Source organism: Aquicoccus sp. SU-CL01552 (assembly GCF_040365005.1).
Taxonomy (GTDB): Bacteria; Pseudomonadota; Alphaproteobacteria; order Rhodobacterales; family Rhodobacteraceae; genus Antarcticimicrobium.
In genome coordinates this window covers 1-25,514 of sequence record NZ_BAABWV010000004.1, presented here as the reverse complement: position 1 = coordinate 25,514, position 25,514 = coordinate 1, and the positions used below count along the sequence as shown (strand labels likewise).

The window sequence follows — 25,514 nt, the reverse complement described above, 5'->3', positions numbered from 1 at the left end:
TGGGCTGTCATCCCGGGCCGTACCCGGGATCTCTCCGGTCTGGGCGACCCCGGATCAAGTCCGGGGTGACAGGTCCGCCCCCCCGTTTGTCATCCCGGGCCTGACCCGGGATCCTGGGGCTCGCGGTCAGTGCGCCGGCGCGGCCACCGGGTCAAGCAGGGTGCGGCCGCCGTCCAGCGTCAGGATCTGGCCGGTCATGAACCCGGCGGCGTCCGAGGCAAGGAACTGCGCGGTATCAGCCAACTCGCTGGGGGCGGCGATGCGCGACAGCGGCGTGTGGTCCTCGATGTCCTGGCGATACTCGCGGTTCTCCTTGAGGGTGGACTTGAGCGAGGCGCTCATCACCGAACCGATGGCCACCGCGTTGACCCGGATGCGGTGCGGCGCCAGCGCCACGGCGAGCGACCGGGTGAGCTGGTCGAGTGCGGCCGAGCTGACCGAATAGGCCATCAGGTCGGGATGGGTGCGGCGCGCGGCGATCGAGCTGAGGTTGATGATGGCCCCGGCGCTGGCCCCTTCTTCGCGCGACTCGGCCTGCTTGATCATCCGCTTGGCGACCATCTGGCTCAGCCGCATCGCCGGCATCACGTTTTGGTTCAGCAGCGCGATCACCGAGTCGTCCTCGGGGTCCAGCGGGTCGGAGGGGATCACCTGCCGCGCCCCGTTGACCAGCACGTCGACCCCATCAAAGGCGTCGATGGTCGCCGACAGCAGGTTGGCGATGGTCAGCCGTTCGCGCAGGTCGCCGGCGAAATAGCGCACGTTGCTGTCCTCGGCGTGACTGCCCAGCTCATCGACGAGGCGGGCCTCGTCGATATCGGCGAACATGACGTTGGCGCCTTTCTCGGCGAACTGGCGCCCGATGGCGAGGCCGATGCCGTTGGCGGCGCCGGTGACGATGGCGGTCTTGCCGGCGATGGAAAAGGACATGGGATCTCTCCTGGCGGGATGGGCCGTGCGGAATGGCCGTGCGGGATGGGGTCAGCCGGGCCGGCGGCGCGGCTTGGCGGCGCGCAGCAGCTTGAACCGGGCATCGCCGCCGATCTCCTCGACCGAGGAGAAGGCAGCCGCGAGCGCGGCCTCGTAGGGCAGTTGCCGGTTCGCCACCATCCAGAGATGCCCGTGCGGGCCAAGCAGGCGCGCGGCAGCCTCGATGAAGCTCTGACCAAGGGCAGGGTCGGCGGCGCGGCCGGTGTGAAAGGGCGGGTTGCTCACCACCGCGTCAAGCGGGCGGGTGGTGCGGAACAGCGCCGCATCGACCCAGTGAAACCGCGCGCGCGGATCGGAGACATTCTCCATCGCGCAGTTGAGCGCGACGCGGTCGGCCTCGACCACGTCCAGCGATTCGAGGCGGTCGTCCTTGAGAATCCGCGCCGAGAGATAGCCCCAGCCGGCGCCGAGGTCGGCGACACGGGCCCCCAGGTGCCCCGGCAGCGCCTCGGCCAGGAGCCGCGACGCCGGGTCGATCCCGTCGGCCGAGAACACGCCGGGCGCGGTGACAAAATCGTCGACGCGCTGCGTCTCGGGCGCGACCCAGTCGGAAAAGGCATCGCGGTCGAACCCTTCCACGTCGGTGCGGAACCAGAAGATGCGGCCATGCGCCTTGGACAGCGAGCCATCGAGCGCCACCCGCCGCGAGACCTGCCGCAACAGGCTGTCCGCGCCCTCGGTCTTGGCGCCGTCGACGATCACCACCCCGTCGGTCTGGGCGGCGGCCTGGGCGATCAGCGCCCGCGCCAGCGGCTTGGCCCGCGGCAGGCAGACCAGCGCGGCGGCGAAACGATGCGCCTGCGGCACCGACCATGTGACATTGGAAAAGCCGCTGGCGGCGAGGAAATCATGATCGGGGCGGAACGGCTGCACCAGCACCGCCCGGTCGCGCGGCAGCACCGACAGGTCGGCCCCGGCGCGCGGATGCAGCACCAGGATCTGTCCCTCGGAAGGAAGATCGAGCCCACCCTGGTCGGTGGCGGTTGTCAGGCGCGCGGACACTGCGCTTCCCTATTCCTCTTTTTCCATGGTGCATTGCAGCGGATGCTGATGCCGCCGGGCAAAATCCATCACCTGCCCGACCTTGGTCTCGGCGATCTCGTGGCTGAACACGCCGACCACGGCGAGTCCCTTCTTGTGCACGGTCAGCATCACCTCGAAGGCCTCGGCGTGGGTCATGCCGAAGAACCGTTCAAGGACGTGGACCACGAATTCCATCGGGGTATAGTCGTCGTTGAGCAGCAACACCTTGTAGAGCGGCGGCCGCTTGGTTTTCGGCCGTGTCTTGAGCAGGGTCGAGGCATCGCCCCCGCCATCCGGGTTGTCGGTCATCATCAATGGCTGTAGCAGCATCGCGAAGCTCTCATCCGGTTGCGGTCTGTGCGCTGAAGGGTCGATGCTCTTATATAACGCTCTGACGGGTTTAGAAAAGGCATAGCGGACAAGCAAGTGATGACGCGCAGATTGACCACGGTGGGCTTCGATGCCGATGACACGCTCTGGCACAACGAGCGGTTCTTTCACCTGACCCAGAAACGCTTTGCCGAGTTGCTGTCGGACTATGTCCCGCACGATCACCTGGCCGAGCGGCTGCTGGCGGCCGAGAAACGCAACATCGGGCGTTATGGCTATGGCATCAAGGGGTTCACCCTGTCGATGATCGAGACCGCCATCGAGGTGACCGAGGACCGGGTGCCCGCCCGCACCATCCGCGCCCTGATCGAGGCCGGGCAGGAGTTGCTGGCGCATCCGGTCGAACTGCTGCCCCATGCGCGCGCGGCGGTCGAGGCGGTGGCGGGAACCCACCGGGTGGTGCTGATCACCAAGGGCGACCTGCTGCACCAGGAACAGAAGCTGGCGCAATCGGGGCTGGGCGATCTGTTCGACGCGGTCGAGATCGTGTCCGAGAAGACCCCGCAGGTCTACGCCGAGATCTTCGCGCGCCACGGCGACGGGGCCGAACGCGCGCTGATGGCCGGCAACTCGATGCGCTCGGACGTGGTGCCGGTGGTCGAACTGGGCGGCTGGGGGGTCCACGTGCCGCACGGGCTGGTCTGGGAGATCGAGCACGCCGACCCGCCGGAGCAGGCGCCGCGCTATCGCAGCATCGCCGACCTGGGCGAATTGCCGGGGCTGGTGGCGGCGATCGAATCCGACTGACGTCGGCGGATATCCGCCCCCGTCCGCATCGACCATGGCCATGATTTCGCCCCATTCGCCGGTGTTGCGGGCGGTTTTTGAGCAACCGCTAGATCTAGAAAACCCGAACCGCTCGAAATGAACAAAACCTCCCAACCGGCGGGTTTATTTTGATTATTCCCTATGCTAGCCTGAGGGTAATAATTCGACAATGAGCCGCCGGCAAACCGGAGGCATGAGGCAGACAGAGGCAATATCGTGCAGGTTCGGCGCATTCGTCCGGCCCGTCCCGGGCCGAGTCCATTTTTCACGACTCAGATCACATCGCTTTGGGCGCTGGCCTTGGCTGCGTTGCTGGTCGTCATGGCCACCGTGCCGCTGCGCGCCGCGCCCTATGCGGCGATGGTGATGGATGCGCGCACCGGCGAGGTGCTGCATTCGCGCAATGCCGACACCAGGCTGCACCCGGCGTCGCTGACCAAGATGATGACGCTCTACATCGCCTTCGAGGCGGTGCGGAACGGCGAGATGACCATGGATACCCTGGTGCGGGTGTCGCAGAACGCGGCCGCCGAACCGCCGTCGAAACTGGGCCTGCGGGCCGGGCAGAAGATCGCGCTGCGCTATCTCGTGCGGGCGGCGGCGGTGAAATCGGCCAATGACGCGGCCACCGCCATCGGCGAGGCGATCAGCGGCTCCGAGGCCGCCTTTGCCCGCAGGATGACCCGGACCGCCAAGGCGCTGGGGATGACCCGGACCACCTTCAAGAATGCCCATGGGCTGACCGCGAGCGGCCACCTGTCCACCGCCCGCGACATGACCATCCTGGGGCGTCACCTGCTGTATGATTACCCCGAGTACTACAACCTGTTCTCGCGCCAATCGACCCACGCGGGGATCAAGACGGTGTCCTCGCACAACCGGCTGCTGACCAGCTACAAGGGCGCCGACGGGATCAAGACCGGCTATACCCGCGCCGCCGGCTTCAATCTGGTCGCCTCGGCGCAGCGCGGCAACGAGCGGGTGATCGCCACGGTGTTCGGCGGCAAATCCTCCTCCTCGCGCAATGCCAAGGTGGCCGAACTGCTCGACCTCGGGTTCCGCCGGGCGCCGTCGCGGGCGCCGCTGCGCAAGCCCAATCGCCCGGTCTATGCCGGCAACGCCGCCGATGGCGCCGCCGGACGGGTGGTCCGCGTGAGCGGCGCGGTCAGCAAAAGCCGCCGGCCGGTGGCGCGCACCGGCGGCACCGCGGTACTGGTCGCCGAGGCCGACGCCCACGCCCAGGTCATCGCCGCTGCCGTGGCCGAGGCGATGTCCGAGACGCCGCCGCCCACCGCCGGAACGACCGATGTCGCCGCCCCCGCCGAGGCACCCCGTCCCGCCCTGCGGCCAGAGGATCTGGTCGCCGAACTGACCCAGGTCAGCGCCGCCGCACCGGAGGAAGAGGAACAGGAGATCGTCACCCGCCTCTCGACCTCGGGGGAATTGCACTGGGGCATCAACGTGGGCCGCTACACCAGTCGCTACCAGGCCGAGAAGACGCTGTTGCGTACCGCGCTGGCGGAGATGGAGACGCTGGACGGCACCCTGCGCAAGGTGGTGCGCAGCAAGCAGGGCTTCGAGGCCAATTTCATGGGCATGTCGGCCGAGACCGCCGACCTCGCCTGCCGCCGCCTCAAGGCCCGCAACGTCACCTGCAACCTGCTCAGCCCGTCGTCCTGAGCTGACCCCGGCGGCGGGCACTATCCCCCCGCGCGCCCGGGCGCGCGGCGGCCCGTGGGATGGCGCCGCAACGGTCGTGCAACGCGCTTTATTGTCGCCAAATACCTCCTCCCTGTGATCGACGCGCAAGATATCCAGAGCGCCAGCCCGTCACGCCAGAGGCGTGCCGATCAATAGGCGGCGCACCTTTGGTGCGACGGAACGGTCTCTCGGGCATTGCTTTGCAATGCCCTGCCGACAGGCGATTGCCTGCAATCGCCGAGAGGCCGTCGCTCGCCCGGCGCCTGCGGCGCTATTCGGGCGGGGTGGGGCATTGCCGCCGCTCCCCCTCCCGCGCTACACCCCTCCCCATGGCCCAGCTTCTGATCGTCTACCATTCCCGTACCGGCGGCAGCCGGCAGATGGCCGAGGCCGCCGCCGGGGCCGCGCGGGCAGAGGGTGACTGTGTCCTGCTGCCCGCCGAGGACGCCGGGCCGGAGGACCTTTTGCGTGCGCAGGGCTATCTCTTTTGCGGGCCAGAGAACCTCGCCGCGCTCTCGGGCGCGATGAAGGAGTTTTTCGATCGCTGCTACTACCCCGTTCTGGGCCGGATCGAGGGGCGCCCCTATGCGCTGATGATCTGTGCCGGCTCCGATGGCGAGGGGGCGGCGCGGCAGGCGGCGCGGATCGCCACCGGCTGGCGGTTGCGGGCGGTGCAGCCGCCGCTGATCGTCTGCACCCATGCCCAGACCCCCGATGCGATCCTGGCCGACAAGACCATCCCCGACCCCGAGCTGGCCCGCTGCCGCGAGTTGGGCGCGGCACTGGCCGCCGGTCTCTCCCTGGGCGTGTTCTGAGCATGGGGCACCCTCGCCCGAGGTGGTTAGCAGGGGGTTAACCCGCCGCGCGCCGTGGCCCGTTTACCCGCTGGCAGCGAAGATCGTACAAAACCGGCCGAAAATCCCCCGAACCGGGGTTTCGGGCCGGTTTCGGCGGGGGGCGGATCGTACGAAACGCCCCCCGGATTCCCCAAACTGCATATCCAGGGGGGCTTGACGCGGCGCCGCCCTCGGGTCTATCCGGGGCGCGGCCGCAGCCGCCCGCCTCCCGCGGAGTCGCATGACTCTTGGTGAAGTGCTGCATGAGACCAACGCTGTAAAACCCTCTCCGCGTCTCGCGCGGGTGGTAATGCGGGACCCATCCAGACTGACGAGACTCGCGCATGAGGACTGCAGTGAGATGTCTGATCTATCGAAAAATCCCTTTGTTGACGGGCCTTTACCCGTCATCTTCGCGCGCACCGCGCTGCCCGTCATCTTGGTGATGGGCATGAACGGCCTGATGACCGTGGTCGATGCGCTGTTCCTGGGCCACTACGTCGGCGCGGCGGCGCTGGGGGCGGTGACGTTGATGTTCCCGCTCTACATGCTGATCGTCGCCCTCGCCACCCTCGTCGCCACCGGCATGGCCAGCCCTCTCGCCCGCCACCTCGGTGCCCATCGTTACACCGACGCGCGCCGCGTTTACGCCAGCGCCCATTGGCTGGCGATCACCACCGGGGCGGCGCTCGTCCTGGCCTATGTCTTGCTGGGCGGGCCACTTGTCAAGCTGATCGCCGGTGGCTCGGAACCCCTTGTTTCCATGGGGGAAACCTACCTTCAAATCCTGGTGATCTTCTCGCCGGTGATGTTCGTGTTGTCGGTGAACACCGACGCGCTGCGCAGCGAGGGGCGAGTCGGTTTCATGGCGGCAGCCAGCCTGCTGGTCTCGCTCGGCAACATCGGCTTCGACTACCTGCTGATCGCGGTCTTCGACCTCGGAGTCGCCGGTTCGGCCTATGGCACGGTGCTGGCGCAGGCGGTGGCGCTGGCCCTCGTCACACGGTATCGCAGTCGTGTTGGAACCGTGCTGCACCCGCTGGCGGCGCTGCGGCGGGTTAACCTGTCCGGCTGGGGCGGCCTGCTGGCGCTGGGCGCACCGCAGAGCCTGAACTTCGTCGGGGTGGCGCTGGTCTCATCGGCGGTCCTGGTCGCGCTGCAATGGGTCGGGACACCGGATTATGAAACCACCGTAACGGCTTACGGGATCGTCACCCGGTCGCTGACCTTCGCGATCCTGCCGGTTCTCGGGCTGGCGCAGGCGATGCAGACGATCATTGGCAACAACCTCGGCGCGGGGAACGAGCGCCGGGTGCGCGGCAGCCTCATTTTCGCGGTGGGGGTGGCGCTGCTGTTCTGCGCGGCGGTCCAGGGGATCGCCACCCTTTTCGCGGGCGGGATCGGCGCCATGTTCGTTTCCGATGCGCGCGTCATCGCCGAGGTCGCGGCGATCATGCCGGTGATGGTTACGCTTTATGTCCTGTCCGGTCCTCTGGTCATGGTGGCGTCGCATTTTCAGGCGGTCGGGGACGCGCCGCGCGCGGCGTTGCTGGGGTTGTCCAAACCCTATCTGTTCGCGCTGCCGCTGACCTTTGCGCTGCCGGGCCTGTTCGGGGCGACGGCGATCTGGTGGGCGGGCCCGGCGGCCGAGGGGATGTTGGCCCTGCTGACCGCTGCCGTCTTGTTCCAAGCCGCGCGGGGTCCGAAAACCTTGCGCGAAATCAAGGAGATCCAAGCATGAGTACGCAGCTTCCCACCCTCGCCGAGGCCAAGGCCCAGGCCCGCCGCCTGCGCGACCGGCTGCGCGCCGAGGGCACCGAGATCGCCCATGCCAAATCGCTGGAGCTTCTGGCCCAGCAGCACGGGTTCCGGGACTGGAACACCTTTCACGCCGCGATCGGCAACCGTCCGCCCGAGGGGTTCACGCCCGGCGGGCGGGTGCGCGGGCGCTACCTGGGCCAGCCGTTCGAGGCAACCGTGATCGGGGTCGAGATGCCGCGCCCCGGTTGGTATCGGCTGGAGTTGGATCTGGATGAGGCCGTCGACGTGGTGACCTTCGACAGCTTCTCGAATTTCCGCAAACGGATCCGGGGTGTGATCGGCCCGTCCGGGGTGTCGCGTGAACGCACCTCGGACGGGGTGCCGCATCTGGAGATTGATATCTGACGGCGCTGCGCCTCCGGGCGCAGCGCCGTCGGCTGCGGATCGGCTGTCAGTATCCCTTGGCCGGGGCGCGAGAGAGAGCTGCCGCGAGCCAGAAGAACCAGACCACGTAGCCAAGGCCGAACACCACCCCCGCGCCATCGGTGAACACGGGCAGCAGGGTGAGCAGCCCACTCACCCCCACCAATCCGCCGAACCAGGGCAGCGGGCCGGGCAACAGCCCCGAGGCCCGCGCCGCGCCCGCGACGAGAAGGGCCCAGACCCCACCGGCGATCTCGTTGCCACCGCCCAGCCCGGTTTCGACAATGTGCACGAGCTGCCAAAGTCGCGCTGCCTCCTCCGGGGCGATGGATTGCAGTCGCACCACCTCGGTCAACCCGACATTGCCGACCAGCCCGGCGGCGACGACCAGTGTCGCCCAGAGCAGACCGAATCCGCGTACCAGCGGCGCGAGGGTCGGGGCGTCGGTTTGCATCACCGCGCCCAAGGCGATGGCCAGCGCTGCCAGCGCCAGCCCGTTCACCACGTAGATGGTCAGGGTCCAGACCGACATCAGCCCGTGATGCGTGGCCAGAAAACCCACGATCACGCCCGGGTCGGCGGCGCTTGCGCCATAGCCGGTGCCACCCAGAACGGTGGCCATGATGGCAAACCCAAAGACATAGGTTGATCCGCACAGCAGTGCCGCGAGCGCGCCAAGACGGGTCATGTTTCGATCCTTTCATGGGGTGTTTCCACTGCCGTGCCGAATACCGACGCCGGGCGGGGCGGGCGATGACCGGGGGTGACACTCTATTGCCAGATCGTGCCAGCGCACCGTAAATACCGTGCATGAAGCACCTGACCGTCGCCGCCGGCCTTGCGCGGAGCTTTGCAGACTATGCCGCCCGGAAGGGCGCCGATCGCGCCGCGCTTCTGGCGGCTGCGGGTTTGGAGGCGGTTGACCTGACCGATCAGGATGCGCGTGTTCCGCTCGACCGGTTCCAGAGCTTGACCCTGCACGCCAAGGCCGCCACCGGCGATCCCGCCTTCGTGCTGCATCACGAGATGGACACGCAGATCGCCGCGATCTCGGTGGTCGGGCTGATCGTGCATTCCTGCCGCACCGTGGGCGAGGCGCTGTCGCAGCTCAACCGCTATGGCAAGCTGATGGTCGAGGTGGACGTGATGGACGGGCAGGAGCGGTTCGGCACCGAGCTTACCCGCGACGGCGTCTGGATCATCGACAACCGGCCGGATCCCAACGGGTTTCCCGAGCTGACCGAGGGTGGCTTTGGCCGATTCATCGGCGAGTTCGCGCGCGAGTTTCCCGGCCGCCCCTTTGCGCTGGCGGTCGAGGTCACCCATGCGGCACCGGATTACGCGGAGGAGTATGGGGCGCTGTGGCGCTGTCCGGTCACCTTTGGCGCGCCCCGCAACGCCATGCTGATCGCGGCGGACTGGCTGGAGCAGGCGTTCGACAACCACATCGCCTACGTCTTCGGTGTCTTTACCGACAAGGCCGACGCGCTGCTGGCGGAACTGGACCGGCAGGACAGCCTGCGCGCCCGGGTCGAGGCGTACCTTTTGCCGGTCCTGCACAAGGGCGAGGTCTCGGTCGAGGCAGTGGCCACCGAGATGGGGATGAGCCGACAGACCCTCTATCGTCGCCTGAAGCAGGAGGGGGTGACCTTCGCCGCGTTGCTGGACGACCTGCGCTGCCGGATGGCCTCGGACTATCTCACCGCGCGCAAGGTCTCGGTGAACGAGACCGCCTATCTGGTGGGGTTCTCCGAAGCCTCGTCCTTTGTCCGCGCGTTCCGGCGCTGGACCGGCCAGACCCCGGCCGAGTTTCGCAGCCGGCACGGGCGCAGGGTTGCCCCCTAGGCGGTCTTTGCCGCCGCGCGGAAGTCGTCGATCAGGTGGTGGGTGCCGCAGGGCGTGCCGACCATGTCGCGGCCCATCGCGGTAAGGAAGAACTGTGCCGGGCCGTGGATGTGGCGCGGCGTGACCCGGGGCAGGACGGCCAACGCGAGCCGGCGCAGCGCATCGGGCAGGTGGGTGATCCGCGGCTCTTTCCCGAGGCTCTCGAAGGCCAGCCGCGCCAAGTCGTTCTGGCTCAGCACGTCGGGGCCGCCGACATCGACGCGGGGTTTCCCGGTCGCGACCGCCTCGGCCACCGCCTCGGCAAGGTCGGCCCCGTGGATCGGGTTCAGCCGATGCTCTCCCTTGCCGAACAGCCAGACGCGCCCGGCGCGCGCCATGCTCAGGAAATCCGCCATGTCCGAGAAATAGCCCGACGGCGCGATGACGGTGGAAGGGATCGGCGCTGCCTGCAATGCGTCGACGAAGGCCTGTTTTGCCGCCACCAGCGGTACGTGTCGCATGCTCTCGGCGCCCAGCACGTGGATATAGGCAAAGCGCTCGACGCCGGCCCCCAAGGCCCGCTCCAGCAGGTTGCGGTTGGCCTGGTAATCCACGTCGCGATAGCTCAGCCCGTCCTTCTGGCGGGTGATCCCGAGGCTGGAGACCACCAGGTCGACCCCCTCCATCACCCCGGTGAGGGTTTCGGGGCGGGTCGCTTCGGCCTCGATCAGCTCATGCGCGATAAGGCCCGACGCCTCGGCGCGGCGGGCATCACGGACCAGCGCCCGGACATGCCAGCGGCGCTCGACATAGGTGCGGACAAGGTGGCGCCCGAGGTATCCGGTCGCGCCGGCGATGAGAACGGTTTTCATGTCTTGATCCTCTCAGGCTTCGGGCGGCGTGTCAGGCGATGATCACGATCCCGCCGCAGATCATCATCAGGCAGAGGATCGGCAGCCACAGCCGCCGTTCCGCCGCCGAAGGGGTCACGAGGTGCAGGCCCACCGATACCCCGGTCAGGATCAGGCTGGCCCAGATGCACCAACCCGGCAGGCGAAGCGCGACGAGGCCCGCCTCGACCAGGACCGCCGTCGCCATCGCCATCTGCAAGGCGGCCTGAAGCGCCGCGACGGGGCGCAGCCGCATCGGCAGGGCCCCGGGCCAGCGCCCGGCCAAGGTCAGCGCGCCCCAGGGGGCGCCTGCGATCAAGGCGAGCTGGACCAGGGCGGCAAACCCGGCAAGCCCGGCAAACCCGAGCGCGGCAAGCGTGGTGAGTGTCATTGCCCCGCCCCCGGTCAGCCGACGACGCGGTGGCCGCGCCCGCGCAGGCACTGGATGACGATGGCCTGGCGTCGGTCGCTGGTGTTGACCGCGCCGGCCAGACCACCACCGATCAGCCCGACCGCGGCGCCTTCGCCGGCGGTGGCTTCATCCTCCGCCGCGCCCAGGGCCGCGCCGAGACCGGCGCCGAGCACCGCCGCGCCCAGTGTTTCCTGGTCGAACTGGCGCTGGGTCTTGGCGAGCGTCTGGCAGGCGGAAAGGTCGGCTCGGTAGGCGGCGGTTTCCGGGCCGTCGAGAATGGGGGCATGGCGCGCGCCGCTGTCGGCACAGGCGCCAAGGCCGATCAGGGTGGCGAGAAGAAGGGAAGCGGGTTTCATGGGGTTTTGCCTCGACAGGGTGTTGATGTGTCGAAGGCCGGTCTAGGCCGCTCGGGGCGATCCGGACATGACCGCCGGTGCCAAGGGGTTGACCGTTGGTTTCAAACGTCCGCGTTGCGGGGGCGGGGAGGGGCGCGCGCCCCGGCGCTTAGCGGTCGTCGTCTTTCTTTTGCGCCGCCCCGCGCGGGCGCACGGGAAAGCTGGCACGGGTCAGCAGGTGGCCGCTGTCATCGACGATGAACCGGCAGGCTTTCGACCCGTGGTGAAAGGTCAGGCGCCAGCGGCCCTTGTCCTCGTCCACGCCCGCTTCGCAGCGCGAGGTGATCCGGCCATCGCGCATCCGCTCCTTGACCTGTGCCGGCGTCAGCCCCAGTGCCTCGGCCAGCAGGGTTGCATCCACTGCGAACCCGTCGCCGTCGCGTTCGATTGTTGTCATCGGTCGGTCCTCCTGTCTTCTCGGGTCATGCCGTTGGTGCCGGGCTCAAGGCGACATCGGCCAGGGTCGAGCGGTCGAGGTCGGCCAGGAACGCGGCCTCGGCGCTGCGGAACCGCACCTTGAGCCGGCATTGTCCGTCGATGACGCAATTTCCCCCGTCCGCGCCAAGGCATTCGACCAGCGGTTGATCCTGCTCCAGCAGCCGGACCACCGATCCGAGGCGGATCTCTTCGGCCGGGCGCGCCAGGATGGCCCCGCCGCCGCCGCCCCGGCGCGTTTCAATGAACCCCGCACGCGACAGGCGCTGCATGATCTTGGCCAGATGGTTGCGCGACAGCTGGAACTCCTCCGCCAGTTCGGCGGTGGAAAAGGCGCGCTCCGGTGCGCTGGCCATGCGCATCAGCATACGCAGCCCGTAGTCGGTGAAAGAGGTGAGGCGCATGATCGCAGGGGGATCCTTTTGAATGGGTATTTACAATACTTATTAGCGGCGATACGCAGGATTTCAAGCGCGAATCCGGGAGTGCCTTGATGAACCGTTCCGACATGACACCGCGTATCGCCTCGGCCCGACCGGACGTGACGGCCGCGCTGATGGCGCGGACGGGCCTTGACGAGGCGATGCTCGCCGACCTCGTGCACCGATTTTACGGCAAGGTGCGCGGCGATGCCATGCTGGGGCCGATCTTCGAGGCGCGGATCACCGATTGGGGACCGCACCTGGAGCGCATGGTGGCTTTCTGGTCCTCGGTGGCGCTGATGACCGGACGCTATCACGGGGCGCCGGTTCCGGCCCATGCGCGGCTGCCGGTGACATGGGCGCATTTCGATCGTTGGCTGATGTTGTTCCGCGAGACCGCGCAGGAGGTCTGCCCGCCCGAGGGCGCGCGCCACGTGATCCAGGCCGCCGAGCGCATCGCGCGATCCCTGCACATGGCGGTCGAGGACGCGGGGAGGGCAGACGGTGCCACGACGCCGGTTCTGCGGTGAGACGGCACGCGGAAATGGCCCGCGCCAGGCCCGCCGGCGATGCGGCGGGCACGCCCGGGATGCGAGGAGGACGGGAATGACACAAGATCACGACGGGACCGGCGGTTATGCCTCTCCCCCCTGCATGGCGGGAGAGGTCGCGCCGGATTATTTCGACCCGTTGGCAGTGGACCCCGCACAAGCCCGCGACGTGGCACGCTGGCGCCGAGCCGAGCGGGCGCGGTTGCGCGCCGCGCGGCAGGCGCTGAGCGTCGAGACCCGGCGCAGGGTGGGAGAGGTGCTGTCCGGCCACCTGCGCGACCTGCTCGAGGCGCGGTTCGGCTCGCTGCGGGGCAGGGTTCTGTCCGCCTATTGGCCGATCAAGGGAGAGCCGGACCTGCGCCCGCTGATGGGCGAATGGCATGCCGCCGGGGTCATCGTCGCTCTGCCGGTGGTCGAGGTCAAATCCGCGCCGTTGGCGTTTCGCCGCTGGACCCCGGACACGAAGATGGTGCGCGGCGACTGGAACATCCCGGTGCCGCCGCCCGAGGCCGATCCGCTGTTTCCCGATATCATGCTGGCGCCGCTGATGGGCTGGGACGGGCAAGGGTATCGCCTGGGCTATGGCGGCGGCTATTTCGACCGCACGCTGGCGGGTTGTGCGCCATGCCCGTTCACCATCGGGATCGGTCTGCAGGCGGCGCGCCTTGCCTCGATCTACCCGCAACCCCATGACATCCCGCTCGCCACCATCGTGACCGAGGCGGGGGTCCAGTTCCCGGAGGAGAGCCGCTCATGACCGTCGATCAAGGGGTGGTGCTGCCGCCCCGACCGCCCGGAACGGGCGCGTTCGCGCGCCTTGCCGCCGCCCTGGCCCAGCCGATCCTTGGCCGGGTCGTTCGCCGTGTCGCGGCGCGCCACAGCTCGCTTTTCGCGCGGCTGGGGCCGCATCAGGGCACCGATTTCGTGATCGACCCGGTCGAACTGCCCTTTGCGCTGCATCTGCGTCCCGACCCAAAGGCGCTGTTGTTTCGCGCCGTGTCCCGAGATGCGCTGCCCGAGGCCGGGGCGACCATCCGCGGCCGGTTCCTGATGCTGCTGGAACTGCTCGATTCCGAGGAGGACGGCGACGCCGCCTTTTTCTCGCGCGCCTTGGAGATCACCGGCGATACCGAGGCGGTGGTGCGCCTGCGCAACGCGCTGGACGACGTGGACGGCTCCATCGCCGAGGAAACGGCGGCGATGTTCGGCCCGCCCGGCCGCGCGATCCTGGCGCGGCTGCGCCGCAAGTATTCCGATGATGCCATGCCAAGAGGTGAAGGATGAGCCTTGCCGAACTGATCTGCCCGGCCGGAACCCCGGCGGCCTTGCGCACCGCTGTCGATGCGGGGGCCGATGCCGTCTATTGCGGGTTCCAGGACGCCACCAACGCGCGCAACTTCCCGGGGCTGAACTTCACCCCCGAGGAGTTGGAGGCGGCGGTGGCCTATGCCCATGCGCGCGGCACCAAGGTGCTGCTGGCGCTCAACACCTATCCGCCGGCGGGCAAGGTGGACCTGTGGCGACAGGCGGCCGATACAGGGGCGCGGTTCGGGGTGGATGCCTTCATCGTCGCCGACATGGGGGTGGCCGACTATATCGCGCGCACCCACCCGGGCGTCCGATTGCACCTGTCGGTGCAGGCGGCCGCCTCCAGCCCCGAGGCGATCCGTTACTACGTGCAGAACTTCGGGGTAAAACGCGTGGTTCTGCCGCGCATCCTGACGATCCCCGAGATCCGCAAGATTCGGCAGGACATCCCCTGCGAGATCGAGACCTTCATCTTTGGCAATCACGGGCTGATGGTCGAAGGGCGGTGCAGCCTGACCAATTACCTCACCGGCCAGTCGACCAACATGGACGGGGTCTGCTCGCCCGCCTCCGACGTGGAATACATCCGCGACGAGGCCACGGGAGAGATGTCGAGCTGCCTTGGCGGGTTCACCATCGACCGTTTCGGCCCCGAGGAAAAGGCCGGCTATCCCACCATCTGCAAGGGGCGCTACACCGCCCCGCACCGGCCCGAGGGCTATTACGCCTTCGAGGAGCCGGTCAGCCTGAACCTGTCGCGCCTGCTTCCCGAGCTGATCGACGCCGGCGTGCATGCCTTCAAGATCGAGGGGCGGCAACGCTCCAAGGCCTATGTGCGCAGCGTCGTCTCGGCGTTTCGCCGCGCGGTGGACGACATCCGCGCCGGGCGCAAGGCGAATATCGACGACCTCGTGGCGTTGACCGAGGGCCAGAAACAGACCCAGGGCGCCTTCGAGACCAAGAAATGGCGGTAACGGACATGGAAAACCTCACACTCGGGCCGATTGCCTATCACTGGAGCCGCGACGAGCGGCGCGATTTCTATGCCCGCATCGCCGACGAGGCCCCGGTCGACGAGGTGTACCTCGGCGAGGTGATCTGCTCCAAGCGGGCGCCCTTTCACGAGGCCGATCTGCCCGCCACGATCGAACGGCTGGAGCGGGCCGGCAAGACGGTGATCGTCTCGTCTCTGGCCGAGGTGATGCTGGCGCGGGAACGTAAGGCCACGGCGGATCTCGCCGGGATGGACAGCCCGGAGGTCGAAATCAACAACGCGGCGGGGCTGTTCGCGCGCGAAAGGCGTCCGCACCGGGTCGGGCCGTTCCTGAACGCCTATAACGAGGCCACCATCGCCTGGATGGCGGGGCAGGGGGCGACCCATGTCACCCTGCCGGTCGAGCTTCCGCGCGAGGCGGTGGCGGTGGCGGCACGGGCGGCGCGCGATCTGGGGCTGGGGGTGGAGATGCAGGTCTTTGGCCGTGCCCCGCTGGCGGTCTCGGCGCGTTGCTATCACGCGCGCGCCCATGGCCGGACCAAGGACAACTGCCAGTTCGTCTGCGAGAACGACCCGGACGGGATGCCCCTGTCCACCCGCGATGATCATCCGATCCTGCGGGTGAACGGGATTCAGACCCTGTCGGAAAGCTATGTCGATCTGTTGCCCGAGACCGAGGCAATCAAGACGATGGGCGTGAGCCACCTGCGACTGATGCCGCAGGCGGTGGATATGGTTGAGGTGGCCTGGGCGTTTCGTGATGTTCTCGACGGCGCCTGTGCGGTCGGTGAGGCCGACGCGCGGCTGCGTGCGCTTTGCGGCGAAACCAGCCTCAGCAACGGGTTCTATTTCGGCGCCGCCGGATATCGCCGCATCGAGGGAACGGCCCGGGCATCGACCTGACAGGGACATGGCGGGGCGATCTTCGGGCCTCGACCGATGCAGTGGGGGCGTGATCTCGCGTCGCGCTCTCTATCGGTGACCGTGCCGTTTCGGTCCGCTGCCTTTTCGGCCTGCGCGCAACAACGGATCGGAACTGGCCAGCTTCGCCGGGCCGCAGGGCGCGGCGAGGATCTTTCCCCCTATTGGTGGAACGAAAACAATCGCTTTACCAAGGGCTTTGTCAACAGTCCGGGGGGGGGCCGCAGAGGCGGGTCAAACAGTGATCTCGTGCGGGCGAGATGCGTGTCGTGGTTATAAAGCCGACCGAAAATGGTGCTGCTGGAGAGAATTGAACTCTCGACCTCTCCCTTACCAAGGGAGTGCTCTACCTCTGAGCTACAGCAGCGCCGTGGGCGGCTAGTTAGACGCAAAATCCGAGGGGCGCAAGCGCTTCTTCGGAATTTTTTCGATGAGCCCTCGCTGCCCTGCGGCTGGGGGCCAAGGACAACTGGGCGGCCCCCCGCGAGGGGCCGCCCGATGGCGATTCCGGCGCGGCTCAGAACAGGAAGTCGACCGTGTCCAGGTTCGCCAGTTGGACCCCCGCCAAGGTGATGACATCGCCGCCGGTGGCGTCGATCACAACGTCGGCCCCGTCCTTGGTCATGTGGTTGTTCACCAGATCGGTGAAACCGGTGATCGCGGTCATGCCGGACAGGTCGATCTTTTCGTCATCGTTCGATGCCTCGAAATCGAAGAGAGTGTCGAGGCCGGACCCGTCCGAGAACTGGAACGTATCGTCGCCAATCCCGCCGTAGAGCTTGTCGTTTCCGGCCCCACCGTCCAGCAGATCCCCGCCGTTACCGCCCTTGAGCTTGTCGGCTCCATTCTGGCCGAAAAGCTCGTCGGCGCCCTTGTTGCCGAGCAGCTTGTCGCCAAGGTTTCCACCCAGCAGCAGGTCGTTGTGGAGGCCGCCGTCGAGCAGGTCCCTGCCGTTGCCGCCCTTCAGCGTGTCGTTGCCGTTCTCGCCGAACAGGCTGTCGGCGCCCTTGTTGCCGAACAGCTTGTCGGCCTTGTTGCCCCCCAGGAGGTGGTCGTCACCGTCGCCGCCGGTCAGCACGTCGCGCCCGCCCCGCCCGGTGAGCGTGTTGTCGCCATCCGATCCGATCAGCGTGTTTTTCCGGGTGTTGCCGGTTGCGTCGAGGTCATTGTCACCTGACAACGTCAGGCTGGTCACCCCGTCAAGCTTGAGTTCGGCGCCGATGGCCCGGTTCGAGGTCACGGTCAGCCCGTTGTCGGCGACCGTATAGCTGTCCTCGGTCACCGCGGTGGCCTTGTTGATCTGCACCACGTTGCCACCCTCGGTCGCTGCCAGCGCATCCGACAGCGTGTCGTGGTTCGACAGCAACTCCCCCAGCGTGGTGTCGGACAGGACCCGGACCGCCGAGGGGTCGGGGCTCAGCCGGACATTGTCCAGCCCGCCGGTGTCCGCACCATTCACGTATTCGCCGCGAATCCACAGGCTGGTCACATCGGCGAGAACCGCGTCGATATCGGCCTGACTCGCCGCTTCGCCCGATATCGACCCCAGCCGCCAGTCGCTGTCCGTGTCCAGCGAGACCGCATAATGGGTCCAGTCGAGCCCGGGGTTGTCCTCGGTGCTGAGCGCGATGGTCTTGCCACCGCCGGTGATCACCACATCCTCGTCGTCGAATTGGCTGCTGAGCGAGGATTGCTTGAGGTCGAACTCCAGCTCGCCGCCGGCATAGGCCGATTTGTCGCCGAGGTATTTCTCGGGCGCCACGAAATACCATACGGCGCCGGTGGCATAGTCGACCGCCTCGACATAACCGCCGGGGTTGCCGCCGGTATCGACCCAATCGAAGGCCTTGACGTCGGCAACGAAGGACCAGCCGTCCAGCCCGGTGTCAAAGGTAGAATCGATCTTCACGCCGATGTACTCGGGCGGCGTCGCCGGTTCCTTGACCATCGAGAAATTATCGAGGTTGCTGGCATCGTCCGTGTTGCCGTTGACGAACTCGCCACGGACAGAGAGCGATTCGAGATCGGCCAGAACCGACTGGATCTGCGCCTCGCTCGCCACCGAGCCGGACAGGCTGTCGATCCGCCAGCCGCCGCCCAGTGACAGATTGGCCGAGTAGGAGGTCCAGTCGGTGCCCGGGTTGTCGCCTATGTCCAGAACCAGATCCATCCCGCCGCCGGTGAGAATGATGTCGATATCACTGAACTGGTTGGCGGTGGTGTCCTGCTTCATGTCGAAACTGATCGAACCACCATAATAATCGGACTGGTCGCCCAGATAGGCATCGGGGGCCAGAAAATACCAAGTATCGTTGCCCTTCTCGATGCCGCGCAAACTGCCGGCGGGATCGCCATCGACAGCGTCGAAAAGCTGCGTGTCGTTGGTGGTGGTCCACCCCTCCAAGTCGGTTTTGAAAGTACTTTTTGTCATATTTCATTTCCCAATGGTGATGTCCGTCAGGGCGTCATTGCCGGAAACGGGGCCGGAAATCCGGCCTGTCAGGTGGCGTCGGCTTCCCCGTACCTGACAAGAATAATTATATTCGAATTTCAGAATTTTTTTGTTGATATGCGTCAATTGCGCCCACCCCGCGATTTGCGCCGGCCGCGCCCTTAAGGGCGCCGCTCAATCTGGACCAGGCGCGGGGGCTGCTGTAGAGGTGACCCATGGCACGCAGACCGAAACAGACAGACAAGACGACCCCGGCGGCGGGTCGGGAAGACCGGCTCAAGGCCGCGCTCAAGGCCAATATGGCCAAGCGCAAGGCGCAGGCGCGCGCCCGCGCCGAGGGTAGGCCGGGTGAGGACGCGGGTGCGACGGACAAGAACGAGGGTTAGGGCAGATGGATTCGATACTGGTCACGGGAAACGGGCCGCTTGCCGGCCAGATCCCCATTGCGGGGGCGAAGAACGCCTGCCTGACACTGATGCCCGCGACCCTGCTGAGCGAGGAACCGCTGACGCTGACCAATGCGCCGCGGCTGTCCGACATCCGCACCATGACGGCGCTGCTGCAATCGTTGGGCGCCGAGGTGAGCGACCTGCAGGACGGGCAGGTGCTGGCGATGTCGAGCCATGACATCAACAACCACGTCGCCGACTATGACATCGTGCGCAAGATGCGGGCCTCGAACCTCGTGTTGGGGCCGATGCTGGCCCGGTTGGGTCACGCGGTGGTGTCGCTGCCCGGCGGCTGTGCCATCGGGGCGCGGCCGATGGACCTGCATATTTTCGGGCTGGAGGCGCTGGGCGCCGAGATCGAACTCAAGGACGGTTATCTGCATGCCAAGGCGCCGGGCGGGCTCAAGGGCGCGGTGATCGAATTTTCCTTTGCCTCGGTGGGCGCGACCGAGAACGTGATGATGGCCGCGACGCTGGCCAAGGGCACGACGGTTCTGAAAAACGCCGCGCGCGAGCCCGAGATCGTCGACCTGGCCTCCTGCCTGCGGAAGATGGGCGCGCAGATCGAGGGTGACGGCACCCCGGAGATCACCATCCAGGGGGTCGACCGGCTGCATGGGGCGACGCACCCGGTGGTGACCGACCGGATCGAACTGGGCACCTACATGCTGGCCCCCGCCATTGCCGGCGGCGAGGTCGAGTTGCTGGGCGGGCGGATCGACCTTGTCGGCGCCTTTTGCGAGAAACTGGACGCCGCCGGCATCGCCGTCGAAGAGACCGACAAGGGGCTGAAGGTCGCCCGCCGCAATGGCCGGGTCAACGCGGTGGATGTCACCACCGAACCCTTCCCCGGGTTTCCCACCGACCTGCAGGCGCAGATGATGGCGCTGTTGTGCACCGCCGAGGGGGTCAGCGTGTTGGAAGAGACCATCTTCGAGAATCGGTTCATGCATGCGCCGGAACTGATGCGGATGGGGGCCAGTATCGAGGTGCACGGCGGCACCGCCACCGTCACCGGGGTCGAACAGCTCAAGGGCGCGCCGGTGATGGCGACCGACCTGCGCGCCAGCGTCTCGCTGATCCTGGCCGCGCTCGCCGCCGAGGGCGAAACCGTGGTCAACCGTGTCTATCATCTGGACCGCGGCTATGAGAACGTGGAGCGCAAACTGCAGGCCGTGGGCGCGAGAATCGAACGGATCCAGGACTGATGAGCCAAGATGCCACATTCGAAGAGGGCGGCGAAGCGCCGCTGAACCTGGGCGCACTGGATGCCGAGGATCTCAAGGTGATTTCGGCGCTGGTGCAGGACGCCGTCTTTGTCGCCGCCGACATGTCCTGGACCCCGGCCGGGCGGCGTTTCGCCATCCTGCTCAACCGCTTCCGCTGGGAGGACAAGGGCGGCGAGAGGCACGGACCGGAACGGGTCCGGTCGCTTCTGGTGGTGGATGAGGTTCTGAGGGTCGCCAGCCAAGGCGTGCCGCACCGCGACGCCGATACCATCCTGTCGCTGCTTTCGGTCGATTTCGAACCGGGCGAGGACGGCACCGGGCATATCCTCCTGACGCTGGCCGGCGATGGCGCGATCCGGCTGGAGGTCGAGGCCCTTGGCGTCACGCTCAAGGATGTCACCCGCCCTTATCGCGCCCCTTCGGGTCGGACGCCTTCGCATTCTGACTGAGCAGTGTTCCGTTCGCCCCCCGGTTCGGGGCAGGGGGCGTGCCGGCCTGTGCGGGCTTGAGCCCCGCCCCGCCTGCGGATATGTGCAGGGACCAGACCCGGAGACCCCCTGATGCCCGTTTTCCTCGACACCAAAGACGCCGATTTCGCCCCTGCCTTCGCCGCGCTGCTCGCCGCCAAGCGCGAGGACAGCCCCGATGTCGACGACACCGTGGCCGCGATCATCGCCGATGTGCGCGCCCGTGGCGATGCGGCGGTGATCGAGCTGACCGCGAAATTCGACCGGCTGGAGCTGACGCCCGAAACACTGGCCTTCACGCCCGGGGAGATCGCCGCAGCGATCGAAACCGTCCAGGCAAAGGAGCGTGAGGCGCTGGAACTGGCCGCCGAACGCATCCGTGCCTATCACGTGCGGCAGATGCCCGAGGATGCCCGCTGGACCGATCCCGAGGGGGCCACGCTGGGCTGGCGCTGGACGCCGGTCTCTGCCGCCGGTCTCTACGTGCCGGGCGGGCTGGCGTCCTACCCGTCGTCGGTGCTGATGAACGCGGTGCCGGCCAAGGTGGCGGGGGTCGGGCGACTTGCCGTCGCGGTGCCGACGCCGGATGGCCAGGTCAACCCGCTGGTGCTGCTGGCGGCGCATCTCGCCGGGGTGGATGAGATCTATCGCATCGGCGGCGCGCAGGCGATCGCGGCGCTGGCCTATGGCACCGACACGATTCAGCCGGTCGACAAGATCACCGGCCCCGGCAATGCCTTTGTCGCGGCGGCCAAGCGGCGGGTGTTCGGCAAGGTGGGCATCGATATGATCGCCGGCCCGTCTGAGATCCTGGTGATCGCCGACAAGGACAACGATCCCGACTGGATCGCGCTCGACCTGATGAGCCAGGCCGAACACGACGAAAGCGCGCAGTCTCTGCTGATCACCGACGACGCGGCCTTTGGCCAACGGGTGGCCGCTGCGGTGGACAAGCGCCTTGAAACGCTGGAACGCCGCGCCATCGCCGGGGCAAGCTGGCGCGATTTCGGCGCCGTGATCACCGTGCGCGATCTGGACGAGGCGGCGGCGCTGTCCAACCGCATCGCGCCCGAACACCTCGAGCTTTGCGTGGCCGACCCCGAGGGGCTGGCCGAAAAATGCGTTCACGCCGGGGCGATCTTCCTGGGCCAGTACACGCCCGAGGCCATCGGCGATTATGTCGGCGGGCCGAACCACGTGCTGCCCACGGCGCGCTCGGCGCGGTTTTCCTCCGGCCTCAGCGTGATGGATTTCCTCAAGCGTACGACCCTGGCCCGGATGACCCCCGAGGCGCTGCGCGCCATCGGCCCCGGCGCCGAACGGCTGGCGCAATCCGAAAGCCTCGAGGCGCACGGCCTGTCGGTGCGTGCGCGTCTGGATCAACTGAACAGGTAGGCGGCCCATGTCACATATCGTGGATATCGCGCTGGACGACGCGGGGCTGCCCCCGCCGACGCCCGAGATCGAACAGGAACGCAAGGTCGCCATGTTCGACCTTCTGGAACAGAACAGCTTTACCCTGCCCCGGCGGGAGGGCCGCGCGGTGCCCGAGGGCCCCTATCGCGTGACGCTGTCGATCCGCGACAAGCGGCTGGTCTTCGACATCGACACCGAGGACGCGCAGAAGGCGGCGGAGTTTCACCTGTCGCTTGGCCCGTTCCGCCAGGTGGTCAAGGACTACTTCCAGATCTGCGAATCCTATTACAACGCGGTCAAGACCATGCCGCCCAGCCAGATCGAGACCATCGACATGGCGCGACGCGGCATTCACAACGAAGGCAGCCGGGTCCTCAAGGAACGGCTGGAAGGCAAGGCCGAGGTCGACGAGGACACCGCGCGGCGCCTGTTCACGCTGATCTGCGTCCTTCACTTCGGGGCGTAACCATGGAACCGCTGCCGCAGTCGATCCTGTTCTGCTGCGATCATAATTCCTGCCGGTCGCCGATGGCCGAGGGGATCATGAAGAAGTTCTATGGCATGTCCTCCTACGTGCAGTCGGCCGGTGTCAGGAGCGACCTGGAGATCGACGGGTTCGCCATCGCGGTCAGCCAGGAGATCGACGTGGAGCTTTCGCGGCACCGCAGCCGCTCGTTCGAGGACATGGAGCAATGGGGCGACGACCTCAGCTCCTTTGACCTGGTTGTGTCGCTCTCGCCCGCCAGCCAGCGCCGGGCGCTGGACCTGACCCGGTTCTTTCACCTCGAGGTCGAGTACTGGCCGATTCTCGATCCCACCGGGCTGGGCAACACCCGGGCCGAGAAACTGGAGGCCTACCGCCAGACTCGGGACCAGATCATCGCCAAGCTGGTCGAGAAATGGGGACCGCCCCGGGAAGACCCCTGACCCGAGGTCGCGGATTCGGGGGGTCTTGCACCATGACGTGCCCCGAAAGCGGGGGTGTGGCCCGGTGTTTCGGGGGATATCCGCCACAAATTGTACGGTTCGGTCGCAAGCAGCCTTGAAAATCCGGGGGAAAGGGATCATCTAAGCGCACGGTCCGCAAATGCGCGGCTGAAACCACTATGGAGAGAACATGGCCAAGGAAGATACGCTCGAATTTCCCGGTGTCGTGAAGGAACTCCTGCCGAACGCGACATTCAGGGTCGAGCTGGAAAACGGCCATGAGATCATCGCGCATACGGCAGGCAAGATGCGCAAGAACCGCATCCGTGTCCTTGCCGGCGACAAGGTGCAGGTCGAGATGACCCCCTATGATCTGACCAAGGGTCGGATCAACTATCGCTTCAAGTAAGACCCGCGCCCCCGGCGCGGCAGCATATGCGCGAGGGCCCGTGAGATGAAACTGATCCTGGGCTCAGCCAGCCCGCGCCGGCGCGAGTTGCTGGCGCAGATCCATGTCGTGCCGGACGAGATCCGCCCGGCCGATATCGACGAAGACCCCCACAAGGACGAACCACCTCGCCCCTATGCCGCCCGCGTGGCGCGCGAAAAGGCGCAGGCGATCAATGCCGCAGCGGATGAGATCGTGCTCTGTGCCGATACCACCGTGGCGTTGGGCCGCCGCATCCTTGGCAAACCGGCCGACAGGGACGAGGCCGAACGCTTTCTGCGGCTTCTGTCGGGGCGGCGTCACCGGGTGATCACCGCCGTGGCGGTGCGGCGCGGCGACCGGTTGTGGGAGCGCGACGTGGTCAGCGCGGTGCGCATGAAACGCCTGTCCGAGCCTGACATCGCCGCCTATCTCGCCTGCGGCGACTGGCAGGGCAAGGCCGGCGGCTATGGCATCCAGGGGCCCGCCGGTGCGCTGATCCCCTGGATCAGCGGATCCTTCACCGGGATCGTCGGCCTGCCGCTCGCCGAAACCGCCACGCTGCTGCAGGCGGCAGGATACCCCGTTTACGGAGAAGACAGATGAAGGGCCGTCAGATCATCCTGGACCATATCGGTGACCGCGAGGCGGCGGCGCTTCTTGTTGATGGGCGGCTGGAGGATCTGCTGATCGACAGCGACGCCCCGCGCCCCGGCGCGATCTACCGCGCCATCGCGCGACGCCCGATGAAGGGGCAGGGAGGCCTGTTCCTCGACACCCCGGACGGCAATGCCTACCTGCGCCAGGTCAAGGGAATCGCGCCGGGCCAGGCGCTCTTGGTGCAGGTCACCGGCTATGCCGAGCCGGGCAAGGCGATCCCGGTGACCACCAAGCTCTTGTTCAAGAGCCGCTATGCCATCGCCACCCCCGAGGCACCGGGGATCAACCTGTCGCGTCGCATCCACGACGAGGAGGAGCGCATCCGCATCCTCGCCGCGGCCGGTACCGAGGTCGCCGACGACAGCGCCCATGGCCTCATCCTGCGCTCGGCCTGCGCCGGCGCCGATGCCGACGAGATCGCTGAGGACGTGGACGCCATGCTGGCGCTGGCCGATGCGGTGCTGGCGGATCGGGACGGCGCCGCCGAGAAACTGACCGAGGGCGACGGGCCGCACCTGCTGGCCTGGCGCGACTGGTCGGAGCCGGCGCAGGTCGAGACCGATCCGGGCGGCTTCGACCGTCACGGCGTGCTCGACTTGATGGAGACGCTGAAATCGCCGCGCGCGCCGCTCTCGGGGGGCGCTTACATCTTCGTCGAACCGACCCGGGCGCTGGTGGCGGTCGATGTGAATACCGGCGCCGATACCTCGCTCGCCGCCGGGCTCAAGGCCAATATCGCTGCCGCTCGAGAGTTGCCGCGCCAGTTGCGCCTGCGGGGGCTGGGCGGCCAGATCACGATCGACCTGGCGCCGATGCCCAAGAAGGACCGGCGCACCTTCGAGAGTGCCCTGCGCGCGGCGTTCCGTGCCGACCCCGAGGAGACCGCGCTGGCCGGCTGGACCCCGCTTGGCCACTACGAGCTGCAGCGCAAGCGCGGGCGCGCGCCGCTGCACGAGGTGCTGGCATGAGTTGCCCGGTCTGCAAGGCGAAAACCGATCCTGCCTATCGCCCGTTCTGCTCGAAACGCTGCGCCGATATCGACCTGGGCAACTGGCTGACCGGGGCCTATGCGGTGCCCTCCGACGACCCCGAAGACCTTGAAAACGCGGTCGAACAGATCGAGGCCGGAGCCATGCGCCCACATTAGCGTCACAAAGGCCAAAATGCCTCTGGACACCCGTTCGAGGAATGCCTAGAACGCCCCCACCCAAAGGCCAGCGCCTTTCCCGTGCCCGGGTAGCTCAGGGGTAGAGCAGTGGATTGAAAATCCTCGTGTCGGTGGTTCGATTCCGCCCCCGGGCACCACTTCAAGCAGCTGAAATGATTGAAGTATTTTCGAGGCATCAGCGCGTAGAGAATGTTATTTTCCTTAATGGGGACGTACTGGGGACGCGCTATCGCCTACCTACCCAGTAGGGCCGCACGAGGGCTTCAGTTGGGCGT

At 67.2% G+C, this 25,514-nt stretch carries 31 protein-coding genes and 2 tRNA genes; 22 read left to right on the top strand and 11 right to left on the bottom strand.

Features of this window, described 5'->3' with window-relative positions; all coding sequences use genetic code 11:
* Positions 1 to 126: 126 nt before the first annotated feature.
* Genes ABWV23_RS05810 through clpS form a run of 3 tightly spaced genes read right to left on the bottom strand, consistent with a single transcriptional unit; the run spans position 127 to position 2,343 of the window.
* The gene (locus ABWV23_RS05810) at positions 127 to 930 is read right to left on the bottom strand and encodes an SDR family NAD(P)-dependent oxidoreductase (protein ID WP_353345896.1); all 804 of its coding nucleotides are present in this window, start codon (positions 928 to 930) and stop codon (positions 127 to 129) included.
* A 51-nt stretch (positions 931 to 981) separates the two neighbouring features.
* Positions 982 to 1,992 (bottom strand): class I SAM-dependent methyltransferase, encoded by a 1,011-nt coding sequence (locus tag ABWV23_RS05805; RefSeq protein ID WP_353345894.1) that lies wholly within the window; start codon positions 1,990 to 1,992, stop codon positions 982 to 984.
* Positions 1,993 to 2,001: 9 nt separating this feature from the next.
* Positions 2,002 to 2,343 (bottom strand): ATP-dependent Clp protease adapter ClpS, encoded by a 342-nt coding sequence (clpS, locus tag ABWV23_RS05800; RefSeq protein WP_353345892.1) that lies wholly within the window; start codon positions 2,341 to 2,343, stop codon positions 2,002 to 2,004.
* A 99-nt stretch (positions 2,344 to 2,442) separates the two neighbouring features.
* Between clpS and ABWV23_RS05795 the strand changes: the two genes are divergently transcribed.
* The 5 genes from ABWV23_RS05795 (at position 2,443) to ABWV23_RS05775 (ending at position 7,874) form a co-directional block, all read left to right on the top strand.
* Positions 2,443 to 3,150 (top strand): HAD family hydrolase, encoded by a 708-nt coding sequence (locus ABWV23_RS05795; protein ID WP_353345890.1) that lies wholly within the window; start codon positions 2,443 to 2,445, stop codon positions 3,148 to 3,150.
* A gap of 237 nt (positions 3,151 to 3,387) precedes the next feature.
* A complete protein-coding gene (locus ABWV23_RS05790; RefSeq protein ID WP_502901601.1) occupies positions 3,388 to 4,851 on the top strand; it encodes a D-alanyl-D-alanine carboxypeptidase family protein in 1,464 nt (487 codons plus the stop codon).
* Between the two features lie 350 nt (positions 4,852 to 5,201).
* Positions 5,202 to 5,687, top strand: a complete 486-nt coding sequence (locus ABWV23_RS05785) for a flavodoxin family protein (RefSeq protein ID WP_353345888.1) — start codon at positions 5,202 to 5,204, stop codon at positions 5,685 to 5,687.
* A gap of 382 nt (positions 5,688 to 6,069) precedes the next feature.
* The gene (locus ABWV23_RS05780; protein ID WP_353345886.1) at positions 6,070 to 7,449 is read left to right on the top strand and encodes an MATE family efflux transporter; all 1,380 of its coding nucleotides are present in this window, start codon (positions 6,070 to 6,072) and stop codon (positions 7,447 to 7,449) included.
* Positions 7,446 to 7,874: a glyoxalase superfamily protein gene (locus tag ABWV23_RS05775; RefSeq protein ID WP_353345884.1), complete on the top strand. Its 429-nt coding sequence runs from the start codon at positions 7,446 to 7,448 to the stop codon at positions 7,872 to 7,874. The genes ABWV23_RS05780 and ABWV23_RS05775 overlap by 4 nt, the downstream gene beginning before the upstream one ends.
* Before the next feature lie 46 nt (positions 7,875 to 7,920).
* On the opposite strand, the gene ABWV23_RS05770 is transcribed toward ABWV23_RS05775, so the two are convergent.
* The gene (locus ABWV23_RS05770) at positions 7,921 to 8,580 is read right to left on the bottom strand and encodes a hypothetical protein (protein WP_353345882.1); all 660 of its coding nucleotides are present in this window, start codon (positions 8,578 to 8,580) and stop codon (positions 7,921 to 7,923) included.
* A 122-nt stretch (positions 8,581 to 8,702) separates the two neighbouring features.
* Between ABWV23_RS05770 and ABWV23_RS05765 the strand changes: the two genes are divergently transcribed.
* Entirely contained in the window at positions 8,703 to 9,737 is a 1,035-nt protein-coding gene (locus ABWV23_RS05765) for an AraC family transcriptional regulator (RefSeq protein WP_353345880.1), read from the top strand.
* On the opposite strand, the gene ABWV23_RS05760 is transcribed toward ABWV23_RS05765, so the two are convergent.
* The 5 genes from ABWV23_RS05760 to ABWV23_RS05740 all read right to left on the bottom strand — a co-directional run bounded on the left by ABWV23_RS05760 (position 9,734) and on the right by ABWV23_RS05740 (position 12,252).
* Positions 9,734 to 10,588, bottom strand: a complete 855-nt coding sequence (locus tag ABWV23_RS05760; RefSeq protein WP_353345878.1) for an SDR family oxidoreductase — start codon at positions 10,586 to 10,588, stop codon at positions 9,734 to 9,736. The two genes, ABWV23_RS05765 and ABWV23_RS05760, sit on opposite strands and share 4 nt — an antisense overlap.
* 31 nt (positions 10,589 to 10,619) lie before the next feature.
* Positions 10,620 to 10,997 carry a hypothetical protein gene (locus ABWV23_RS05755; protein ID WP_353345876.1) on the bottom strand — a complete coding sequence of 126 codons (378 nt, stop codon included), beginning with the start codon at positions 10,995 to 10,997 and terminating at the stop codon, positions 10,620 to 10,622.
* 14 nt (positions 10,998 to 11,011) lie between these two features.
* Positions 11,012 to 11,374, bottom strand: coding sequence for a glycine zipper family protein (locus tag ABWV23_RS05750; RefSeq protein ID WP_353345874.1), 363 nt, complete (start codon positions 11,372 to 11,374; stop codon positions 11,012 to 11,014).
* Positions 11,375 to 11,522: 148 nt separating this feature from the next.
* Positions 11,523 to 11,810, bottom strand: coding sequence for a DUF6522 family protein (locus ABWV23_RS05745; RefSeq protein ID WP_353345872.1), 288 nt, complete (start codon positions 11,808 to 11,810; stop codon positions 11,523 to 11,525).
* Positions 11,811 to 11,835: 25 nt separating this feature from the next.
* A complete protein-coding gene (locus ABWV23_RS05740) occupies positions 11,836 to 12,252 on the bottom strand; it encodes an RrF2 family transcriptional regulator (protein WP_353345870.1) in 417 nt (138 codons plus the stop codon).
* 89 nt (positions 12,253 to 12,341) lie between these two features.
* Here ABWV23_RS05740 and ABWV23_RS05735 point away from each other — a divergent pair, with 89 nt between their 5' ends.
* The 5 genes from ABWV23_RS05735 (at position 12,342) to ubiV (ending at position 16,026) form a co-directional block, all read left to right on the top strand.
* Complete coding sequence (locus tag ABWV23_RS05735; RefSeq protein WP_353345868.1) at positions 12,342 to 12,800, top strand: group III truncated hemoglobin; 459 nt, start codon at positions 12,342 to 12,344, stop codon at positions 12,798 to 12,800.
* 76 nt (positions 12,801 to 12,876) lie between these two features.
* On the top strand, positions 12,877 to 13,578 hold the full coding sequence (locus tag ABWV23_RS05730; RefSeq protein WP_353345866.1) for a 5-formyltetrahydrofolate cyclo-ligase: 702 nt from the start codon (positions 12,877 to 12,879) through the stop codon (positions 13,576 to 13,578).
* Entirely contained in the window at positions 13,575 to 14,105 is a 531-nt protein-coding gene (ubiT, locus tag ABWV23_RS05725; protein ID WP_353345864.1) for a ubiquinone anaerobic biosynthesis accessory factor UbiT, read from the top strand. Before ABWV23_RS05730 ends, ubiT begins: the two co-directional genes overlap by 4 nt.
* A complete protein-coding gene (gene ubiU, locus ABWV23_RS05720; protein WP_353345862.1) occupies positions 14,102 to 15,103 on the top strand; it encodes a ubiquinone anaerobic biosynthesis protein UbiU in 1,002 nt (333 codons plus the stop codon). The genes ubiT and ubiU overlap by 4 nt, the downstream gene beginning before the upstream one ends.
* A gap of 5 nt (positions 15,104 to 15,108) precedes the next feature.
* On the top strand, positions 15,109 to 16,026 hold the full coding sequence (ubiV, locus tag ABWV23_RS05715) for a ubiquinone anaerobic biosynthesis protein UbiV (RefSeq protein ID WP_353345860.1): 918 nt from the start codon (positions 15,109 to 15,111) through the stop codon (positions 16,024 to 16,026).
* Positions 16,027 to 16,336: 310 nt separating this feature from the next.
* Here ubiV and ABWV23_RS05710 read toward each other — a convergent pair.
* Both ABWV23_RS05710 and ABWV23_RS05705 read right to left on the bottom strand, forming a co-directional pair.
* Positions 16,337 to 16,411, bottom strand: a tRNA-Thr gene (locus tag ABWV23_RS05710).
* Positions 16,412 to 16,561: 150 nt separating this feature from the next.
* Positions 16,562 to 18,475, bottom strand: a complete 1,914-nt coding sequence (locus ABWV23_RS05705) for a laminin B domain-containing protein (RefSeq protein ID WP_353345858.1) — start codon at positions 18,473 to 18,475, stop codon at positions 16,562 to 16,564.
* A gap of 236 nt (positions 18,476 to 18,711) precedes the next feature.
* Here ABWV23_RS05705 and ABWV23_RS05700 point away from each other — a divergent pair, with 236 nt between their 5' ends.
* The 11 genes from ABWV23_RS05700 to ABWV23_RS05650 all read left to right on the top strand — a co-directional run bounded on the left by ABWV23_RS05700 (position 18,712) and on the right by ABWV23_RS05650 (position 25,376).
* Positions 18,712 to 18,882, top strand: coding sequence for a hypothetical protein (locus ABWV23_RS05700; protein WP_353345856.1), 171 nt, complete (start codon positions 18,712 to 18,714; stop codon positions 18,880 to 18,882).
* Between the two features lie 5 nt (positions 18,883 to 18,887).
* Positions 18,888 to 20,153, top strand: a complete 1,266-nt coding sequence (gene murA / locus ABWV23_RS05695; protein ID WP_353345854.1) for a UDP-N-acetylglucosamine 1-carboxyvinyltransferase — start codon at positions 18,888 to 18,890, stop codon at positions 20,151 to 20,153.
* Positions 20,153 to 20,623 (top strand): DUF2948 family protein, encoded by a 471-nt coding sequence (locus ABWV23_RS05690; RefSeq protein WP_353345852.1) that lies wholly within the window; start codon positions 20,153 to 20,155, stop codon positions 20,621 to 20,623. The genes murA and ABWV23_RS05690 overlap by 1 nt, the downstream gene beginning before the upstream one ends.
* 111 nt (positions 20,624 to 20,734) lie before the next feature.
* Complete coding sequence (gene hisD, locus ABWV23_RS05685) at positions 20,735 to 22,036, top strand: histidinol dehydrogenase (RefSeq protein ID WP_353345850.1); 1,302 nt, start codon at positions 20,735 to 20,737, stop codon at positions 22,034 to 22,036.
* A 7-nt stretch (positions 22,037 to 22,043) separates the two neighbouring features.
* Positions 22,044 to 22,523, top strand: a complete 480-nt coding sequence (locus ABWV23_RS05680) for a UPF0262 family protein (RefSeq protein ID WP_353345848.1) — start codon at positions 22,044 to 22,046, stop codon at positions 22,521 to 22,523.
* Positions 22,524 to 22,525: 2 nt separating this feature from the next.
* Entirely contained in the window at positions 22,526 to 22,984 is a 459-nt protein-coding gene (locus tag ABWV23_RS05675; protein ID WP_353345846.1) for an arsenate-mycothiol transferase ArsC, read from the top strand.
* A gap of 190 nt (positions 22,985 to 23,174) precedes the next feature.
* Entirely contained in the window at positions 23,175 to 23,393 is a 219-nt protein-coding gene (infA, locus tag ABWV23_RS05670; RefSeq protein ID WP_005978431.1) for a translation initiation factor IF-1, read from the top strand.
* A 45-nt stretch (positions 23,394 to 23,438) separates the two neighbouring features.
* The gene (locus ABWV23_RS05665; RefSeq protein WP_353345844.1) at positions 23,439 to 24,017 is read left to right on the top strand and encodes a Maf family protein; all 579 of its coding nucleotides are present in this window, start codon (positions 23,439 to 23,441) and stop codon (positions 24,015 to 24,017) included.
* Positions 24,014 to 25,039, top strand: a complete 1,026-nt coding sequence (locus ABWV23_RS05660; RefSeq protein ID WP_353345842.1) for a ribonuclease E/G — start codon at positions 24,014 to 24,016, stop codon at positions 25,037 to 25,039. Before ABWV23_RS05665 ends, ABWV23_RS05660 begins: the two co-directional genes overlap by 4 nt.
* Entirely contained in the window at positions 25,036 to 25,218 is a 183-nt protein-coding gene (locus tag ABWV23_RS05655) for a DNA gyrase inhibitor YacG (RefSeq protein ID WP_353345840.1), read from the top strand. Before ABWV23_RS05660 ends, ABWV23_RS05655 begins: the two co-directional genes overlap by 4 nt.
* A gap of 83 nt (positions 25,219 to 25,301) precedes the next feature.
* A tRNA-Phe gene (locus ABWV23_RS05650) sits at positions 25,302 to 25,376 on the top strand.
* Positions 25,377 to 25,514 lie beyond the last annotated feature (138 nt).

Excerpts from the sequence above, each read along its gene's own strand:
- ABWV23_RS05740 (WP_353345870.1), bottom strand. The coding sequence starts at position 12,252 with ATGCGCCTCACCTCTTTCACCGACTACGGGCTGCGTATGCTGATGCGC.
- ABWV23_RS05795 (WP_353345890.1), top strand. The coding sequence starts at position 2,443 with ATGACGCGCAGATTGACCACGGTGGGCTTCGATGCCGATGACACGCTC.
- ABWV23_RS05750 (WP_353345874.1), bottom strand. The coding sequence starts at position 11,374 with ATGAAACCCGCTTCCCTTCTTCTCGCCACCCTGATCGGCCTTGGCGCC.
- infA (WP_005978431.1), top strand. The coding sequence starts at position 23,175 with ATGGCCAAGGAAGATACGCTCGAATTTCCCGGTGTCGTGAAGGAACTC.
- ubiT (WP_353345864.1), top strand. The coding sequence starts at position 13,575 with ATGACCGTCGATCAAGGGGTGGTGCTGCCGCCCCGACCGCCCGGAACG.
- ABWV23_RS05775 (WP_353345884.1), top strand. The coding sequence starts at position 7,446 with ATGAGTACGCAGCTTCCCACCCTCGCCGAGGCCAAGGCCCAGGCCCGC.
- ABWV23_RS05660 (WP_353345842.1), top strand. The coding sequence starts at position 24,014 with ATGAAGGGCCGTCAGATCATCCTGGACCATATCGGTGACCGCGAGGCG.
- ABWV23_RS05735 (WP_353345868.1), top strand. The coding sequence starts at position 12,342 with ATGAACCGTTCCGACATGACACCGCGTATCGCCTCGGCCCGACCGGAC.
- ABWV23_RS05690 (WP_353345852.1), top strand. The coding sequence starts at position 20,153 with ATGAGCCAAGATGCCACATTCGAAGAGGGCGGCGAAGCGCCGCTGAAC.
- ABWV23_RS05765 (WP_353345880.1), top strand. The coding sequence starts at position 8,703 with ATGAAGCACCTGACCGTCGCCGCCGGCCTTGCGCGGAGCTTTGCAGAC.
- ABWV23_RS05745 (WP_353345872.1), bottom strand. The coding sequence starts at position 11,810 with ATGACAACAATCGAACGCGACGGCGACGGGTTCGCAGTGGATGCAACC.
- ABWV23_RS05810 (WP_353345896.1), bottom strand. The coding sequence starts at position 930 with ATGTCCTTTTCCATCGCCGGCAAGACCGCCATCGTCACCGGCGCCGCC.
- ubiU (WP_353345862.1), top strand. The coding sequence starts at position 14,102 with ATGAGCCTTGCCGAACTGATCTGCCCGGCCGGAACCCCGGCGGCCTTG.
- ABWV23_RS05760 (WP_353345878.1), bottom strand. The coding sequence starts at position 10,588 with ATGAAAACCGTTCTCATCGCCGGCGCGACCGGATACCTCGGGCGCCAC.
- ABWV23_RS05770 (WP_353345882.1), bottom strand. The coding sequence starts at position 8,580 with ATGACCCGTCTTGGCGCGCTCGCGGCACTGCTGTGCGGATCAACCTAT.
- ABWV23_RS05705 (WP_353345858.1), bottom strand. The coding sequence starts at position 18,475 with ATGACAAAAAGTACTTTCAAAACCGACTTGGAGGGGTGGACCACCACC.
- ubiV (WP_353345860.1), top strand. The coding sequence starts at position 15,109 with ATGGAAAACCTCACACTCGGGCCGATTGCCTATCACTGGAGCCGCGAC.
- ABWV23_RS05755 (WP_353345876.1), bottom strand. The coding sequence starts at position 10,997 with ATGACACTCACCACGCTTGCCGCGCTCGGGTTTGCCGGGCTTGCCGGG.
- ABWV23_RS05780 (WP_353345886.1), top strand. The coding sequence starts at position 6,070 with ATGTCTGATCTATCGAAAAATCCCTTTGTTGACGGGCCTTTACCCGTC.
- ABWV23_RS05675 (WP_353345846.1), top strand. The coding sequence starts at position 22,526 with ATGGAACCGCTGCCGCAGTCGATCCTGTTCTGCTGCGATCATAATTCC.
- murA (WP_353345854.1), top strand. The coding sequence starts at position 18,888 with ATGGATTCGATACTGGTCACGGGAAACGGGCCGCTTGCCGGCCAGATC.
- ABWV23_RS05680 (WP_353345848.1), top strand. The coding sequence starts at position 22,044 with ATGTCACATATCGTGGATATCGCGCTGGACGACGCGGGGCTGCCCCCG.
- ABWV23_RS05785 (WP_353345888.1), top strand. The coding sequence starts at position 5,202 with ATGGCCCAGCTTCTGATCGTCTACCATTCCCGTACCGGCGGCAGCCGG.
- ABWV23_RS05665 (WP_353345844.1), top strand. The coding sequence starts at position 23,439 with ATGAAACTGATCCTGGGCTCAGCCAGCCCGCGCCGGCGCGAGTTGCTG.
- hisD (WP_353345850.1), top strand. The coding sequence starts at position 20,735 with ATGCCCGTTTTCCTCGACACCAAAGACGCCGATTTCGCCCCTGCCTTC.
- clpS (WP_353345892.1), bottom strand. The coding sequence starts at position 2,343 with ATGCTGCTACAGCCATTGATGATGACCGACAACCCGGATGGCGGGGGC.
- ABWV23_RS05655 (WP_353345840.1), top strand. The coding sequence starts at position 25,036 with ATGAGTTGCCCGGTCTGCAAGGCGAAAACCGATCCTGCCTATCGCCCG.
- ABWV23_RS05700 (WP_353345856.1), top strand. The coding sequence starts at position 18,712 with ATGGCACGCAGACCGAAACAGACAGACAAGACGACCCCGGCGGCGGGT.
- ABWV23_RS05730 (WP_353345866.1), top strand. The coding sequence starts at position 12,877 with ATGACACAAGATCACGACGGGACCGGCGGTTATGCCTCTCCCCCCTGC.